Source organism: Pantoea sp. C8B4, from assembly GCF_051336905.1.
Lineage (GTDB): Bacteria > Pseudomonadota > Gammaproteobacteria > Enterobacterales > Enterobacteriaceae > Pantoea > Pantoea rwandensis_B.
The window spans coordinates 219,347-234,122 of sequence record NZ_JBGMNK010000006.1 but is presented as its reverse complement, the minus strand read 5'-3'; the positions used below and the strand labels follow the sequence as shown (position 1 = coordinate 234,122).

The 14,776-nt window shown below is 55.1% G+C and carries 16 protein-coding genes; 8 read left to right on the top strand and 8 right to left on the bottom strand.

Features of this window, described 5'->3' with window-relative positions:
* Positions 1–24: 24 nt before the first annotated feature.
* The 6 genes from pstS to ACCW76_RS10360 all read left to right on the top strand — a co-directional run bounded on the left by pstS (position 25) and on the right by ACCW76_RS10360 (position 5,930).
* Complete coding sequence (gene pstS / locus ACCW76_RS10385) at positions 25–1,068, top strand: phosphate ABC transporter substrate-binding protein PstS (protein ID WP_436338481.1); 1,044 nt, start codon at positions 25–27, stop codon at positions 1,066–1,068.
* 90 nt (positions 1,069–1,158) lie between these two features.
* Positions 1,159–2,121, top strand: a complete 963-nt coding sequence (gene pstC / locus ACCW76_RS10380; RefSeq protein ID WP_436338480.1) for a phosphate ABC transporter permease PstC — start codon at positions 1,159–1,161, stop codon at positions 2,119–2,121.
* Complete coding sequence (gene pstA, locus ACCW76_RS10375; protein WP_436338479.1) at positions 2,118–3,005, top strand: phosphate ABC transporter permease PstA; 888 nt, start codon at positions 2,118–2,120, stop codon at positions 3,003–3,005. The genes pstC and pstA overlap by 4 nt, the downstream gene beginning before the upstream one ends.
* 44 nt (positions 3,006–3,049) lie before the next feature.
* Positions 3,050–3,823: a phosphate ABC transporter ATP-binding protein PstB gene (gene pstB, locus ACCW76_RS10370; protein WP_034830029.1), complete on the top strand. Its 774-nt coding sequence runs from the start codon at positions 3,050–3,052 to the stop codon at positions 3,821–3,823.
* Between the two features lie 14 nt (positions 3,824–3,837).
* Complete coding sequence (gene phoU / locus ACCW76_RS10365) at positions 3,838–4,572, top strand: phosphate signaling complex protein PhoU (protein WP_038643963.1); 735 nt, start codon at positions 3,838–3,840, stop codon at positions 4,570–4,572.
* A gap of 119 nt (positions 4,573–4,691) precedes the next feature.
* A complete protein-coding gene (locus ACCW76_RS10360; protein ID WP_436338478.1) occupies positions 4,692–5,930 on the top strand; it encodes an MFS transporter in 1,239 nt (412 codons plus the stop codon).
* A gap of 224 nt (positions 5,931–6,154) precedes the next feature.
* Here ACCW76_RS10360 and yieH read toward each other — a convergent pair whose 3' ends face one another.
* Positions 6,155–6,814 (bottom strand): 6-phosphogluconate phosphatase, encoded by a 660-nt coding sequence (gene yieH, locus ACCW76_RS10355; RefSeq protein WP_436338477.1) that lies wholly within the window; start codon positions 6,812–6,814, stop codon positions 6,155–6,157.
* Positions 6,815–6,964: 150 nt separating this feature from the next.
* Here yieH and ACCW76_RS10350 point away from each other — a divergent pair, with 150 nt between their 5' ends.
* The gene (locus ACCW76_RS10350) at positions 6,965–8,278 is read left to right on the top strand and encodes an NCS2 family permease (RefSeq protein ID WP_038643959.1); all 1,314 of its coding nucleotides are present in this window, start codon (positions 6,965–6,967) and stop codon (positions 8,276–8,278) included.
* 31 nt (positions 8,279–8,309) lie between these two features.
* Here ACCW76_RS10350 and ACCW76_RS10345 read toward each other — a convergent pair whose 3' ends face one another.
* A complete protein-coding gene (locus ACCW76_RS10345) occupies positions 8,310–9,059 on the bottom strand; it encodes a 4'-phosphopantetheinyl transferase family protein (protein WP_045815082.1) in 750 nt (249 codons plus the stop codon).
* Between the two features lie 291 nt (positions 9,060–9,350).
* Between ACCW76_RS10345 and ACCW76_RS10340 the strand changes: the two genes are divergently transcribed.
* Positions 9,351–9,860, top strand: coding sequence for a flavin reductase family protein (locus ACCW76_RS10340; protein ID WP_034830017.1), 510 nt, complete (start codon positions 9,351–9,353; stop codon positions 9,858–9,860).
* A gap of 43 nt (positions 9,861–9,903) precedes the next feature.
* Here the strand turns inward: ACCW76_RS10340 and ACCW76_RS10335 are convergent, their stop codons facing one another.
* The 6 genes from ACCW76_RS10335 to rpmH form a co-directional block, all read right to left on the bottom strand.
* Entirely contained in the window at positions 9,904–10,494 is a 591-nt protein-coding gene (locus tag ACCW76_RS10335) for a malonic semialdehyde reductase (RefSeq protein WP_038643955.1), read from the bottom strand.
* Positions 10,495–10,669: 175 nt separating this feature from the next.
* On the bottom strand, positions 10,670–12,034 hold the full coding sequence (gene mnmE / locus ACCW76_RS10330) for a tRNA uridine-5-carboxymethylaminomethyl(34) synthesis GTPase MnmE (RefSeq protein WP_436338476.1): 1,365 nt from the start codon (positions 12,032–12,034) through the stop codon (positions 10,670–10,672).
* Between the two features lie 277 nt (positions 12,035–12,311).
* Positions 12,312–13,958 (bottom strand): membrane protein insertase YidC, encoded by a 1,647-nt coding sequence (gene yidC, locus ACCW76_RS10325; RefSeq protein WP_045833465.1) that lies wholly within the window; start codon positions 13,956–13,958, stop codon positions 12,312–12,314.
* 2 nt (positions 13,959–13,960) lie between these two features.
* On the bottom strand, positions 13,961–14,218 hold the full coding sequence (gene yidD, locus ACCW76_RS10320) for a membrane protein insertion efficiency factor YidD (RefSeq protein ID WP_007893564.1): 258 nt from the start codon (positions 14,216–14,218) through the stop codon (positions 13,961–13,963).
* Positions 14,182–14,541, bottom strand: coding sequence for a ribonuclease P protein component (rnpA, locus tag ACCW76_RS10315; RefSeq protein ID WP_034830013.1), 360 nt, complete (start codon positions 14,539–14,541; stop codon positions 14,182–14,184). The genes yidD and rnpA overlap by 37 nt, the downstream gene beginning before the upstream one ends.
* Positions 14,542–14,555: 14 nt before the next feature.
* Positions 14,556–14,696 carry a 50S ribosomal protein L34 gene (rpmH, locus tag ACCW76_RS10310; protein WP_000831330.1) on the bottom strand — a complete coding sequence of 47 codons (141 nt, stop codon included), beginning with the start codon at positions 14,694–14,696 and terminating at the stop codon, positions 14,556–14,558.
* Positions 14,697–14,776: the final 80 nt, after the last annotated feature.

Genomic DNA, 14,776 nt, shown 5'->3' with positions numbered 1-14,776 from the left:
TTTTTTAAATCCCCTGGAGGGAACATGACACTGATGCGTACATCCGTAGCCCGAATCCTCGCCGCCACCTTCGCAGTAAGCGCGGTATCTGCTTTTGCAGCCACCGACCTGACTGGCGCTGGCGGTACATTCCCGGCACCGGTTTATGCCAAGTGGGCAGCAGAATACCAGCAAGCCACCGGTAGCAAAATCAACTATCAGGGTATTGGTTCTTCAGGCGGCGTTAAGCAGATCATCGCTAAAACCGTTGATTTCGGTGCGTCTGATGCGCCGATGGCTGATGCCGATTTGGAAAAAAATGGTCTGTTCCAGTTCCCTACCGTTATCGGTGGCGTGGTACTGGCCGTTAACATCCCAGGCGTGAAATCAGGTGAACTGACGCTGGACGGCAAAACCGTTGGCGATATCTACCTGGGCAACATCAAAAAGTGGAACGACCCGGCGATCACTAAGCTGAACCCAGGCGTGAAACTGCCAGACACCAACATCAACGTGGTTCGCCGCGCAGATGGTTCAGGTACCTCTTTCGTGTTCACCAGCTACCTGTCTAAAGTCAACGCAGACTGGAACAGCAAAATTGGTAAAGGTAACACCGTTAACTGGCCAACCGGTCTGGGCGGTAAAGGTAACGACGGCGTAGCTGCATTCGTACAGCGTCTGCCGGGTTCAATCGGCTACGTAGAATATGCGTACGCTAAGCAGAACAACCTGACCTACACCAAACTGATGGATGCAGATGGCAAGCCAGTTGCTCCGAGCGAAACGACCTTCTCTAACTCTGCTAAAGGCGCAGACTGGAGCAAATCTTTCGCTCAAGACCTGACCTTCCAGAAAGGTGCAGATGCATGGCCAATCTCTTCTACCACCTTCATCCTGATCTACAAAGAGCAGGCTGACGCAGCTAAAGGTGCAGAAGTGATGAAGTTCTTCGACTGGGCTTACAAAGGCGGCAGCAAAACTGCAACCGCACTGGATTACGCTGCGCTGCCAGAAAGCGTTGCTAACCAGATTCGTACTGCCTGGAAAGCGAACATCAAGGACAGCTCAGGCAAAGCGATTTACAAGTAAGCGAATGACCCGGTCAGTCTCCCCTGACTGACCAACCCGATGGGCGGCATGGTATGCCGCCCTGAACTTCCTCTGAGAACCGAGAAACTTATGGCTGCCACTAAGCCGACGTTCAAAGCCCCAGGTAAACAAGGTGACATGATTTTCGGCGCGCTGGTGAAACTTTCCGCGCTTATCGTGTTGTTGTTGATGGGTGGCATTATCGTCTCCCTGATTTTCTCTTCCTGGCCAAGCATCCAAAAATTTGGTTTTTCCTTCTTATGGACCAAAACCTGGGATGCGCCAAACGAACAATTTGGTGCGCTGGTACCGATCTACGGCACCCTCGTCACCTCCATCATTGCCTTGATCATCGCTGTGCCGGTGAGCTTTGGCATTGCGCTATTCCTGACGGAACTGGCACCTAACTGGTTGCGTCGCCCGCTGGGTACCGCAATTGAGTTGCTGGCAGCGATCCCGAGTATCGTTTACGGCATGTGGGGCCTGTTTATCTTCGCCCCGCTGTTTGCTGAGTACTTCCAGACACCGGTCGGCAACATCATGTCGAACATTCCGATTGTGGGCACCCTGTTCTCAGGCCCGGCATTCGGTATCGGTATTCTGGCCGCTGGCGTGATCCTCGCCATCATGATCATTCCGTACATTGCATCGGTCATGCGTGATGTGTTTGAGCAGACGCCAGTGATGATGAAAGAGTCCGCCTACGGTATTGGTTGCACCACGTGGGAAGTGATCTGGCGTATCGTGCTGCCGTTCACCAAAAACGGTGTAATCGGTGGTGTGATGCTGGGCCTGGGTCGTGCACTGGGTGAAACCATGGCGGTGACCTTCATCATCGGTAACACCTACCAGCTCGACAGCGCCTCGCTGTTTATGCCGGGCAACAGTATCACCTCCGCGCTGGCGAACGAATTCGCTGAAGCTGAATCCGGTGTGCATGTGGCGGCATTGATGGAACTGGGTCTGATTCTGTTCGTGATTACCTTTATCGTACTGGCCATCTCCAAACTGATGATCCTGCGCCTGGCGAAGAGTGAAGGAGCCCGTTCATGACCGCTATCGAAATGCATGCTCGTGCTGAGCTGGAAGCCTCGCGCCGTAAAATGCAGGCACGTCGCAGCGCTAAAAATAAAGTGGCACTGACGATGTCGATGCTGACCATGGCCTTTGGCCTGTTCTGGCTGGTGTGGATTCTGTTCACTACCGTCACCAAAGGCATCGATGGCCTGAGCTGGTCACTGTTCACCGAATCAACCCCGCCACCGAACACCGCAGGCGGTGGTTTAGCCAACGCCCTGGCGGGCAGTGGGTTACTCATTCTGTGGTCAACGGTGTTCGGTACACCGCTGGGCATCATGGCCGGTATTTATCTTGCCGAATATGGCCGTAAGCACTGGCTGGCGGAAGTGATTCGCTTCATCAACGACATCCTGTTGTCAGCACCGTCGATTGTGGTGGGCCTGTTCGTCTACACCATCGTGGTAGCACAGATGCAGCACTTCTCTGGCTGGGCGGGTGTGGTGGCGCTGGCGCTGTTGCAGATTCCTATCGTGATTCGTACCTCGGAAAACATGCTGCGACTGGTACCAGACAGCATGCGTGAAGCGGCTTATGCACTGGGTACGCCGAAGTGGAAGATGATTTCTGCCATCACCTTGAAAGCCTCAGTCTCCGGGATTATCACCGGTGTGCTGCTGGCCGTGGCACGCATCGCGGGCGAAACCGCACCGCTGCTGTTTACTGCGCTGTCGAACCAGTTCTGGAGCACCGACATGATGCAGCCGATCGCCAACCTGCCGGTGACGATTTTCAAATTCGCCATGAGCCCGTTTGCCGAGTGGCAAAGCCTGGCATGGGCGGGTGTGTTGATCATTACCCTGTGCGTGCTGCTGCTGAACATTGTCGCGCGAGTGGTTTTCGCCAAGGGCAAACATTAATTTCCCGGCGCGGCTTCGGCGGCGCTGCACATGAGAGATGAGCAATGAGTATGGCAACGACTTCTGCCGGTAAAATTCAGGTTCGCAATCTGAACTTCTATTACGGAAAGTTTCACGCTCTGAAGAACATTAACCTGGATATCGCGAAGAACCAGGTCACCGCCTTCATCGGACCATCAGGTTGTGGTAAATCCACCCTGCTGCGCACCTTCAACAAAATGTACTCGCTCTACCCTGAGCAGCGTGCTGAAGGTGACATTCTGCTGGATGGCGACAATATTCTGGCTTCGCATCAGGATATCGCCCTGCTGCGCGCACGCGTGGGCATGGTGTTCCAGAAGCCAACGCCGTTCCCGATGTCGATTTATGACAACATCGCGTTTGGCGTGCGTCTGTTTGAAAAGCTGTCACGTGCCGATATGGACGAGCGTGTGCAGTGGGCGCTGACCAAAGCAGCGCTGTGGAATGAAACCAAAGACAAGCTGCATCAGAGCGGTTACAGTCTCTCCGGCGGTCAGCAGCAGCGTCTGTGTATCGCACGCGGCATCGCGATTCGCCCGGAAGTGCTGTTGCTGGATGAGCCATGCTCAGCCCTCGACCCGATCTCTACCGGTCGTATTGAAGAGCTGATCACCGAGCTGAAGCAGGATTACACCGTGGTGATCGTGACGCACAACATGCAGCAGGCCGCGCGTTGTTCTGACCATACCGCTTTCATGTATCTGGGCGAGCTGATCGAATTCAGCGACACCGATACACTGTTTACCAAGCCCGCGCAGAAGCAGACCGAAGATTACATCACCGGTCGTTACGGCTGATTCAGGAGACGCACATGGACAATTTGAATCTGAACAAACACATCTCCGGTCAGTTCAACGCGGAGCTGGAACACATTCGCACTCAGGTGATGATCATGGGTGGCATGGTGGAGCAGCAGCTTACCGATGCCATTACCGCGATGCACAACCAGGATGGCGAGCTGGCACGTCGCGTGATCGACGGTGACCAGAAGGTCAACATGATGGAAGTGGAGATTGATGAAGCCTGCGTGCGCATCATCGCCAAACGTCAGCCTACCGCCAGCGACTTGCGCCTGGTGATGGCAATCATCAAGACCATCTCTGAGCTGGAACGTATCGGTGACGTCGCGGAGAAAATCAGCCGCACGGCGCTGGAGAAGTTCAGCCAGCAGCACCTGCCGCTGCTGGTGAGCCTGGAGTCTCTGGGTCGCCACACCGTGCAGATGCTGCACGACGTGCTGGATGCCTTTGCGCGTATGGATCTGAATGAAGCCATTAAGATCTATCGTGAAGATAAGAAGGTCGACAAAGAGTACGAAGGCATTGTGCGTCAGCTGATGACCTACATGATGGAAGATCCACGCACCATCCCAAGTGTACTGACGGCGCTGTTCTGTGCCCGCGCTATCGAGCGTATCGGTGACCGTTGCCAGAACATCTGCGAAATTATCTTCTATTTCGTTAAAGGTCAGGATTTCCGTCACGTTGGCGGCGACAAGCTGGATGAACTGCTGTCAGGTGATGACGGCAGCAATAAACCCTCTTAATTGCCGTTTCGGCTGCCTGTTGCCACTGTGGCAAACAGGCAGCCATCTTCATTTCTGATTGGTCTCCGCGATTCCCTCTCTTTATACTTGGCGCACTTTTTTCTGCCAGGTGCTGTTAAATGTCTTCCCCAATAACGAAAAAAAACGCCGTGACGCCGGCAAAAGCGATGGTTGCTGCCATTAGTGGCTATGCGTTGGACGGCTTCGATCTGTTAATTCTGGGCTTTATGTTACCGGCGATCAGCGTCTCGCTGGCTCTTGATCCCTCTCAGGCCGGTTCGCTGGTCACCTGGACGCTGATCGGCGCGGTGATCGGTGGCATTGTGTTTGGTCATCTCAGCGATCGCTATGGTCGTATCCGTATTCTTACCGTGACGATCCTGATGTTTTCAATCTTCACCGGGCTGTGCGCGGTGGCGCAGGGCTACTGGGATCTATTGGCCTACCGCACGCTGGCGGGCGTGGGCTTAGGCGGTGAGTTTGGTATTGGCATGGCGCTGATTGCGGAAGCCTGGCCGAAGGAGAAGCGTAATCGCGCCTCGGCGTGGGTCGGCATTGGCTGGCAGCTCGGTGTGCTGCTGGCGGCGTTTATTACACCGCCGCTACTGAGTGTGATTGGCTGGCGCGGCATGTTCCTGGTGGGCTTACTGCCTGCGCTGGTGTCGTTTGTGATTCGTCGCAGTATGGGCGAGCCGGAAGGCTTCACGCGTCACGTGGAAAAAACACCGCAGCTATCATTCGCCACGCGCATCAAATTGCTATTTGCCGATCGCGCCACTAGCAAAGCCAGCCTTGGAATTTTCATCCTCTGCTCGGTGCAGAACTTCGGTTATTACGGTCTGATGATCTGGATGCCAAGTTACCTCTCATCCAGTTTTGGTTTTAGCCTGACCAAATCCGGCTTGTGGACGGCGGTGACTGTAGTGGGCATGACCTTTGGTATCTGGCTGTTTGGCGTATTGGCCGATCGCTTCGCGCGCTGGAAAATCTTCCTGCTGTACCAGTTTGGCGCGGTCGCCATGGTGGTGGTGTATGCGCAGTTGCGCGATCCTACCGTCATGCTGTTTACCGGCGCGATCATGGGGATGTTTGTGAACGGCATGATTGGCGGTTACGGCGCGCTGATCTCGGACACCTTCCCACCTCAGGCGCGCGCAACCGCGCAGAATGTGTTGTTCAACCTTGGACGCGGTGTCGGCGGCTTTGGTCCACTGGTGATTGGTCTGCTGGCGGCGCAAATCTCGTTTACCGCGGCGATCACGCTGCTGGCGCTGATTTACCTGCTGGATATCGTGGCGACGTTGTTCCTGCTGCCGAAGAAGCAGAGTAACGAGGATTCGCTGGGCGCGATTGGCTAAGGCGTTTAGGTTACCTGGTGCGCACCCGATTAGATCTTACCTGCGAACTGTTCAACATCGCACACCGGCCTCTGTAGGGGCAGCACCAGGTTCCACCGGGCACACAGGTAACAGATCAGACCGACCACAGAGGTAACACTTTTGTGGTCAGTCGATTTGAATCATGCATTGCCCGGACATCCTGCGCCGGTTTCTGCAGGGGCGACATTCATGCCGCCCTGGGTTTACACCAAATCCCAGCCCCTTGCGCGCCACAGCGCTGGCAATTGCGCCATATCGTCAAAGCGCGTCACCAGCGGATGATCCAACTCCGGATTGTGCGCATCAGCGCAGTAGTAAAATACCGGAATGCCCGCCGCGATCCCCGCACGCGCACCGGCCTCTGAATCATCCACCAGAATGCACTTCTCAATCGGCACCTGCATTTGCTCCGCCGCGTGATACATCAACTCGGGATCGGGCTTCCAGTGGTTGATGTCATAACCGCTGTACAGCCGACCTTCGAGGTATGGCAGCATGCCGGTTAAACCCAGCGAGTGCTGCATCTTCTTCACAGTCCCGTTCGAGACCACGCACATCGGCACTTTCACGCTTTCCACCAGCGCTTTGGCACCGGCAATCGGCTTCAGGTCGAGGTCAAACAGGCGGGCGACATCAGCGCGATAGACGGTTTCGAATTCTTCGATGGGAACGTCGATTTGATGCTTCGCCAGTACATCCCGCACGATGTCATAGAGCTTAACCCCTTTGTACTGCTCAAACATCTGCTGCAAAGAGAGCTCAATACCGTATTGGGCAAAGGTGTTGACGTAAGATTGCGTACAGATCACTTCACTGTCGACCAGCGTACCGTCGCAATCGAAAAACACACATTCAACTGACATCGCACATCATCCTTTTATTAAACAACCAGCTGACACTCTAGCGCACTCAGCGCAGAAAGCGACCCCGGCAACCGTTTGCGAATAATCAGTGTTTTGCCCGACTAAAATCTATAGGATACGCGGCGATAAATTTTTTTCCGGGACAGTTGAATGAACAATCAGGGCTTGTTGCAGCGCATCTTTAAGCTGCAGGAACACGGCACAACCGCGCGCACCGAAGTGATCGCCGGTTTCACGACTTTCCTGACGATGGTGTACATCGTCTTTGTAAATCCGCAAATTTTGGGCGCGGCAGGCATGGATACCCAGGCGGTGTTTGTCACCACCTGTTTGATAGCGGCCTTTGGCAGCATTCTGATGGGGCTGGTGGCGAACTTGCCGGTGGCACTGGCACCGGCGATGGGGCTGAACGCTTTCTTCGCGTTTGTGGTGGTTGGCGCCATGGGTTACTCATGGCAGGTTGGCATGGGGGCGATCTTCTGGGGGGCGCTCGGTCTGCTGATCCTCACGCTGCTGCGCGTACGTTACTGGATGATTGCCAACATCCCAATGAGCCTGCGCGTCGGCATCACCGCCGGTATCGGCCTGTTTATCGCTATGATGGGGCTGAAAAACGCCGGTATCATCGTGCCGAATGCCGACACCATTGTGACGGTCGGGAACCTGACCTCGCATAGCGTACTGCTGGGGGCGCTGGGCTTCTTCATTATCGCGATTCTGGCCTCACGCAATATCCACGCGGCGGTGCTGGTATCAATTGTGGTCACTACGGCGATTGGCTTAGCCATTGGCGATGTGAAATTCAGCGGTGTGTTTGCCGCGCCGCCGGCAGTGACATCGGTGGTGGGTCAGGTCGATATTAAAGGGGCGTTCAACATCGGTATGGCGGGAGTGATCTTCTCCTTTATGCTGGTCAACCTGTTCGACTCTTCCGGCACGCTGATCGGTGTCACCGATAAGGCCGGACTGACCGATGAAAAGGGCACTTTCCCGCGCATGAAGCAGGCGCTGTATGTCGATAGCATCAGCTCGGTGACCGGTTCGCTGATCGGCACTTCTTCGGTGACGGCGTATATCGAAAGCTCTTCAGGTGTGGCGATTGGTGGCCGCACCGGTTTGATGGCGGTGATCACCGGCATTCTGTTCTTGCTGGTGATGTTCCTGTCGCCGCTGGCTGCGATGGTGCCGGCCTATGCGGCCGCTGGAGCACTGATTTACGTTGGTGTATTGATGACGGCATCGCTGTCACGCGTGCGCTGGGACGATCTTACCGAAGCGGTCCCGGCGTTTGTCACGGCGGCGATGATGCCTTTCAGCTTCTCGATCACCGAAGGTATCGCGCTGGGCTTCATCTCGTACTGTGTGATGAAGCTTGGCACAGGACGCTGGCGTGAAATCAGCCCGTGCGTGGTGATTGTTGCCCTGTTGTTTGTGCTAAAAATCGCGTTTATCGACGCGCACTAAAAATAACAGGCCGCGATTGCGGCCTGTTTTGTTAGAGATGTCCGATTTCTTGCGGTGTGGGAGTGAGGCTGGTCAGACGCAGCGAGCGCGGGCCAATATTCGGTTTGCTCATTTCAACGTCGCGCAATGGCTGCCATTGCTGCTGTGCATCAATCTCCCACAGGCATAAGCGCTCAGTGCCCGGAGAGAGTGCGCACGACCACACCAGCATCGGCTCGGCATCACATACCGCCTGAATATCCGGAAACACGCTGGAGCGCAGACGGCCGGCAGCAGGGTGCAACTGCAGCGAACCGGCACCGTTCTCACTTTCACCCGTTAATTTGAGGATGCTCTGGCGCAGCGTCCAGATTTGCGTCACCGCTTCCATGAAATCCTGCTGCGCGTTGATCCACGCCTTTTCACCGGATGAGAGATCCTGCGTGAGCGTGTCCTGCGTCTGACGGCTGTGGGCGCGGACAATCTCCATATCCAATCCCGCCCGCCCGCCTTCTTCCGCCAGCAGCACACCAACCATATTACCGGCGTACGCAATACTAAAGTCAGGGAGGTTTGGATCGGCAAAGCAAGGACGTCCGCTGCTGGTGGTCACAAGCGGCGGGAGTTCACGAATGCCATAGACACGCAGCATGAGCTGAGCCAGCAATTCGCGTGCGGCAAGAAAACGGCTACGGCGCTTGTCAGGGAAGCGCTCGGCGCTGTTAATCACATCCTGTGGAACCCGCAACTGCTCTGAAGAGAGCGGCGAGTTACCCATCCAACGTACAAAATGACTAGCCATCTGTCGCTCCGTGAAAATGGTCAGATAATCATCAGGGCTATTGTAGGAATTTTCTCAGAGGTTTGCATCCGGCATAACATGGAATGACCAAAAATCAGATAAGACCGAAGCGGCGGCTAATCCCATCCGATGAATTTGCATATAACGCTTTTGCTGATTTTGCGCGGATAGGGTGCCGTAAAGTCTGAGGTAGTGTAGGATTTGGGCAACCAAAAGCACATCGAAGTGCGTGAACAATCCACCTCAAGATAATCGTGCCCATCGCAGCAGCATGCACGTCGGAGTTTTTTTATGTCAGTAACTTCACTTACTCGCCAGGAATCAATCTCACTTGATGAATTTCGTCATGGTATGCGCCGCCTGACCGCAGGCGTTTCTTTAGTAACCACCGAGTTTCAGGGCGAAAAGCTGGGTCTGATTGCGACCTCCGTTAGCTCACTGGCTGCCGAGCCGCCAAGCCTGCTGGTGTGTGTTAACCGTAGTGCATCCAGCCACGACGCATTTGTGAATGCTGGCCATTTCGCTGTGAACGTCTTGCGTGAACAGCATGACGATTTATGCGCGCAGTTCAGTCAGTCTGCACGTCGCGCAGAACGCTTCCAAAGCGGTGAGTGGCAAACGCTGAACACCGGTGCACCGGTGCTGGCTGATGCATTGGTGAGTTTTGACTGCCAGCTGGAGAAAGTGGTGGAGTGGAATACGCACAGCGTGCTGCTGGCGCGCATCGTTGGCATTTCACTGCCAGGTGAAGCGGCGGAGCCGATGGTGTACTTCAATAGCGGTTTTCACTCGCTGGGCTAATGTGAGTGACAGGCGTCGCGCAATGCCCGACGCCTGGAATCAATCAGGCAAATTTGCTGGCTTCATCAAAGCCAAGGCGCGGTAAACGCGCATGCAGTTTGCTGGCTTCACCGTAGCCAAGGTTAATCAGTAAATTCACCTGCCATTTGCTTTCGCTAAAGAAGGCTTCATTGACTTTTGATGGGTCAAAACCGGACATAGGGCCGGCATCCAGCCCCAGCGAACGCGCCGCCAGAATTAAATATCCTGCCTGCAGGCTGCTATTGCGGAAGGCCGTCTCTTTCGCCAGATCCGGGCTGCTGGTGAACCAGCTGCGTGCATCACCGTGCGGGAAGAGTTTGGGCAGCGCTTCATAGAACTCAGGATCCCACGCCACGATCACCGTTGCCGGTGCTGCCATGGTTTTGTCCACGTTGCCGGAGGAGAGTGCAGGTTTCAGCTTCTCTTTGCCTTCCTGCGAAGTGACAAACACGAACCGTCCTGGTGAACAGTTGGCTGAAGTCGGGCCGAGCGCGGTCAGGCTATAGAGTTGCTGCAGCACATCATGAGAAATCGGTTTGTCCTGCCAGTAGCTGTGGGTGCGAGCGTCATTGAACAGCGCGTTCAGCGCCACGCTGTCGAGCGGTGTACTCATGTTTCTCTCCTGTTCAGGCAGCAACTTGCGCCTAATGTTTAGCATGAATCGTGGGTGAGGCCGATACGCTTTAGCACGGGCCAGCGATCGTTATACTGCAAAGGAGAGGGGGTGCCAAATAACAAAGACGCATGTTTCCCCCAACCAAACAGTGATGGGGGAAACAGGGGGAGGATTACTTCCCAATACAGAAGCTGGAGAAAATCCTGCCGAGCAGATCGTCGGAGGTAAACTCACCGGTGATCTCGCTCAGTGCCTGCTGCGCCAGACGCAGCTCTTCCGCCAGCAGTTCACCGGCCCATGCACCCAGCAGCTGGTCTTTACCCTGCTGTAAGTGAGTGGCTGCTAACTCCAATGCCTGCAGATGGCGGCGGCGTGCCAGGAAGCCACCTTCCATATTGCCAGAGAAGCCCATGCTCTGTTTTAGATGGTCGCGCAGTGCATCCACGCCTTCCCCCGTCCGCGCAGAGAGACGAATCAGTGAGTGGTCATTCACTTCTGTCAGACCCAGCACTTCGCCGGTCATATCGGCTTTGTTACGCACCACGGTAATCGGCAGTTGTGCCGGTAAACGTGCGACGAAATCAGGCCAGATTGCGGCCGCTTCTGTGGCGTCGGTGGTGGTGCCATCCACCATAAACAGCACGCGATCGGCTTGCTCGATTTCCTGCCAGGCGCGTTCAATTCCAATGCGCTCAACTTCATCATTGGCTTCACGCAGCCCCGCAGTATCGATGATGTGCAGCGGCATGCCGTCGATATGAATATGCTCACGCAGTACGTCACGCGTGGTGCCAGCGATATCGGTGACAATCGCGGCTTCACGACCGGCGAGAGCATTCAGCAAGCTGGATTTACCGGCATTAGGACGACCAGCAATCACCACTTTCATTCCTTCACGCAGCAGGCTGCCCTGACGCGCTTCGGCACGCACGTTATCAAGATCGCCGATCACCGCATTTAGCTGACCTTCGATTTTGCCGTCAGACAGAAAATCGATCTCCTCATCCGGGAAGTCGATAGCGGCCTCCACGTAGATGCGCAGGTGAGTGAGTGCTTCCACGAGTGTATTGATGCGCAGGGAAAATGCGCCTTGCAGTGAGTTCACGGCGGAACGCGCGGCCTGCTCTGAACTGGCGTCGATCAGGTCGGCGATCGCTTCCGCCTGCGCCAGATCGAGTTTGTCGTTGAGGAACGCACGTTCGGAGAATTCACCCGGCTGAGCGATGCGTACACCCGGCAGCGCCACGATGCGTTTCAGCAGCAGATCCAGAATCACCGGGCCGCCGTGACCCTGCAGCTCCAGCACATCTTCGCCGGTGAAAGAGTTGGGGCCAGGAAACCACAGCGCAATTCCCTGATCCAGCACGCTGCCATCCGCATCGTTGAACGGCAAGTAGTCGGCATAGCGCGGTTTCGGCAATTTGCCGAGCACGGCTTGCGCGACGTCAGCGGCTTTAGCGCCGGAAATACGCAGAATGCCGACGCCGCCACGGCCGGGAGGTGTCGCCTGGGCAACGATGGTGTCGCTGTGGCTCATGATTCTCTCTCTTACCCGTCATACTTCAAGCCGCAGCGGCGTTGGCTGTGCTCATTCACCTCAGTCACTGACTTGAGTAAGCTCCTGAGGATTCTTTCGCTTGCCACGTGATTCGGCCATTGGCCTCACCCTGCGGGCCAGCGCAAGCGCTGTTCAAAAGCGCCTCACGACGCTTTTGTGCTGCAGCTCGAATTATTTAGGGTACAAATTTTGAAAAAAAACAGGGCGACATAAATGCCGCCCCTTGAGTATACGCTGCTGCTGTTGCAGTCAGACGTTACGCTTTCTTCTTGTCGCGGCTGTGCAGACCACGTTTTTCCAGCCCGCGATAAATCAGCTGCTGCTGGAGGATGGTCACCAGGTTACTGACGATGTAGTACAGCACCAGACCCGCAGGGAACCACAGGAAGAACACGGTAAAGATAACCGGCATATAGGTCATGATCTTCTGCTGCATCGGATCGGTCACGGTGGTCGGTGACATCTTCTGGATGAAGAACATGGTGATACCCATGATTACCGGCAGAATGTAGTACGGATCCTGCGCGGACAGGTCATGAATCCACAGAATGAACGGTGCATGACGCAGTTCAATCGAACCTGACAGCATGTAGTACAAGGCCAGGAAGATTGGCATCTGGATAACCAGAGGTAAGCAGCCGCCCAGCGGGTTCACTTTCTCTGCTTTATACAGCGCCATCATTTCCTGGCTCTGCTTCTGCTTGTCATCGCCCAGACGCTCACGCATGGCCTGAATCTTCGGCTGCAGCATGCGCATCTTCGCCATGGAGGTGTACTGTGCTTTGGTCAGCGGGTACATGATGCCACGAACGATGAAGGTGATAACGATAATCGAGAAGCCCCAGTTACCGATAAAGCTGTGCAGGAACTTCAGCAGCTTAAACAGTGGCTGAGAGATGAACCACAACCAACCGTAATCTACGGTCAGATCCAGGTGAGGCGCGATAGCGGCCATCTTGTCCTGGATTTCTGGCCCCAACCACAGGGTCGCGCCCAGGTCTTGCTGTGCGCCAGCTGCTACGGTAACCGGTGCAGATTTATAACCGATAGCCGCAATGCCATTGCCGAGGTTGCTGGTGTACAGCGTATTGTTACCCTGAGTGCGCGGCACCCATGCTGTGGCGAAGTACTGCTGCAGCATCGCCACCCAACCATTGCTGGTGGTCGCGTTCAGGTTCTCGTTATCCGCGATGGTATCGAATTTGTATTTTTCGTATTTCGCTTCGCTGGTCGAGTACGCTGCGCCACGGAAGGTGTGCAGGGCAAAGTTATTGCTGCCGGTATCACGGTGCTTCGGCAGATCAATGGTCTGCTTCAGCTGACCGAACATCGACACTTCCAGCGGCTGCTGCGAGGCGTTATTGATGTTGTAGTCAACGTTAACCGCGAAGTCGCCACGCTTGAACACGAAGGTTTTGGTATAAACCACACCTTTTTCATCGGTCCAGGTCAGTGGTACACGCAGCTCGGTCTGGCCATCGGCCATCTCGAAGTGATCCTGAGTGGTGGTGAACAGTGGGCGAGCGCCATTGTTCGGGTTATCCGGGCCATTACGACCGGTTAAGCCACTCTGCGCCTGATAAACGAAGGCAGGGGTGGTTTCCAGCAACTGGAACGGTGCGTCTGAACCCAGTTTGTCTGGGTAAGTCAGCAGCTGTGCCTGCTCAATATCGCCACCGCGAGTATTGATGCTGAGTGACAGGACATCAGTCTTAACGGTGATCGTTTGGCCCTGACCGCTAGCCGGCACGCCGGAAGAGGCGGCATCACCCGCTGCGCTGCTTGTGTTCTGCGTGGTCTGAGTCTGCTGTGGCTGCGGAGCGTGGTCCGTCTGCCAGGCTTGCCAGATCATAAAAGACACGAACAGAAAAGCGATGAGAAAGAGATTGCGTTGCGAATCCATCGTTAATGTTCTCTGGTATCAAAGGTTTTTGGCGGCACAGGATCGTCACCACCCGGGTTCAAAGGGTGGCATTTTAATACGCGTTTTATCGTCAACCAACTACCTTTTACGACGCCGAAACGACGTAATGCCTCAATCCCATACTGCGAGCAGGTGGGATGGAACCGACAATGAGGTCCAAGTAGTGGGCTGATGGCGCGTTGATAAACGCGTATCAGGGCGATCAGGAGCCGCGAGCCAGGCGACAGTGACGACGCCATAATTTCTCCAACGCTTCCGTTAACGCACGGTTATCGAGGTCAGCAATCCCCTTTTTCGCCACGATGACAAAATCCATCGCAGGCAGCTCGTGTTGGCGCAGACGAAAGCTTTCACGGGTCAATCGCTTGATCCGGTTGCGTTCATGGGCGCGTTTCACATGCTTTTTGGCGACGGTAAGACCGATGCGGGGATGCCCCAGCGAGTTAAGGCGGCCGAGGATGGTGATTTGCGGCGTACCGGCTCTTTGTGGCTGCTGGAAGACGAAAGTGAAATGAGTGGGAGTTAACAAACGTAACTCCCTGGGAAATGCGAGCTTAACCACGAGGGTTAGCTTTATTACTTAGAAACGGTCAAACGAGCACGGCCTTTAGCACGACGACGTGCCAGAACCTGACGACCATTTTTTGTTGCCATACGAGCACGGAAACCGTGTGAACGGTTGCGCTTCAGTACGGACGGTTGAAAAGTGCGTTTCATGGCGATTTCTACCTAAACTTGAAAATTTTCACTGGGTGACGCGTTTTCGGGCCAGTAAATCGACCTACGCCTCAATGTGT

What these genes read in the sequence shown, in the direction of transcription:
- pstS (WP_436338481.1), top strand. Translation starts at nt 25, where the DNA reads ATGACACTGATGCGTACATCCGTAGCCCGAATCCTCGCCGCCACCTTC.
- pstC (WP_436338480.1), top strand. Translation starts at nt 1,159, where the DNA reads ATGGCTGCCACTAAGCCGACGTTCAAAGCCCCAGGTAAACAAGGTGAC.
- pstA (WP_436338479.1), top strand. Translation starts at nt 2,118, where the DNA reads ATGACCGCTATCGAAATGCATGCTCGTGCTGAGCTGGAAGCCTCGCGC.
- pstB (WP_034830029.1), top strand. Translation starts at nt 3,050, where the DNA reads ATGAGTATGGCAACGACTTCTGCCGGTAAAATTCAGGTTCGCAATCTG.
- phoU (WP_038643963.1), top strand. Translation starts at nt 3,838, where the DNA reads ATGGACAATTTGAATCTGAACAAACACATCTCCGGTCAGTTCAACGCG.
- ACCW76_RS10360 (WP_436338478.1), top strand. Translation starts at nt 4,692, where the DNA reads ATGTCTTCCCCAATAACGAAAAAAAACGCCGTGACGCCGGCAAAAGCG.
- yieH (WP_436338477.1), bottom strand. Translation starts at nt 6,814, where the DNA reads ATGTCAGTTGAATGTGTGTTTTTCGATTGCGACGGTACGCTGGTCGAC.
- ACCW76_RS10350 (WP_038643959.1), top strand. Translation starts at nt 6,965, where the DNA reads ATGAACAATCAGGGCTTGTTGCAGCGCATCTTTAAGCTGCAGGAACAC.
- ACCW76_RS10345 (WP_045815082.1), bottom strand. Translation starts at nt 9,059, where the DNA reads ATGGCTAGTCATTTTGTACGTTGGATGGGTAACTCGCCGCTCTCTTCA.
- ACCW76_RS10340 (WP_034830017.1), top strand. Translation starts at nt 9,351, where the DNA reads ATGTCAGTAACTTCACTTACTCGCCAGGAATCAATCTCACTTGATGAA.
- ACCW76_RS10335 (WP_038643955.1), bottom strand. Translation starts at nt 10,494, where the DNA reads ATGAGTACACCGCTCGACAGCGTGGCGCTGAACGCGCTGTTCAATGAC.
- mnmE (WP_436338476.1), bottom strand. Translation starts at nt 12,034, where the DNA reads ATGAGCCACAGCGACACCATCGTTGCCCAGGCGACACCTCCCGGCCGT.
- yidC (WP_045833465.1), bottom strand. Translation starts at nt 13,958, where the DNA reads ATGGATTCGCAACGCAATCTCTTTCTCATCGCTTTTCTGTTCGTGTCT.
- yidD (WP_007893564.1), bottom strand. Translation starts at nt 14,218, where the DNA reads ATGGCGTCGTCACTGTCGCCTGGCTCGCGGCTCCTGATCGCCCTGATA.
- rpmH (WP_000831330.1), bottom strand. Translation starts at nt 14,696, where the DNA reads ATGAAACGCACTTTTCAACCGTCCGTACTGAAGCGCAACCGTTCACAC.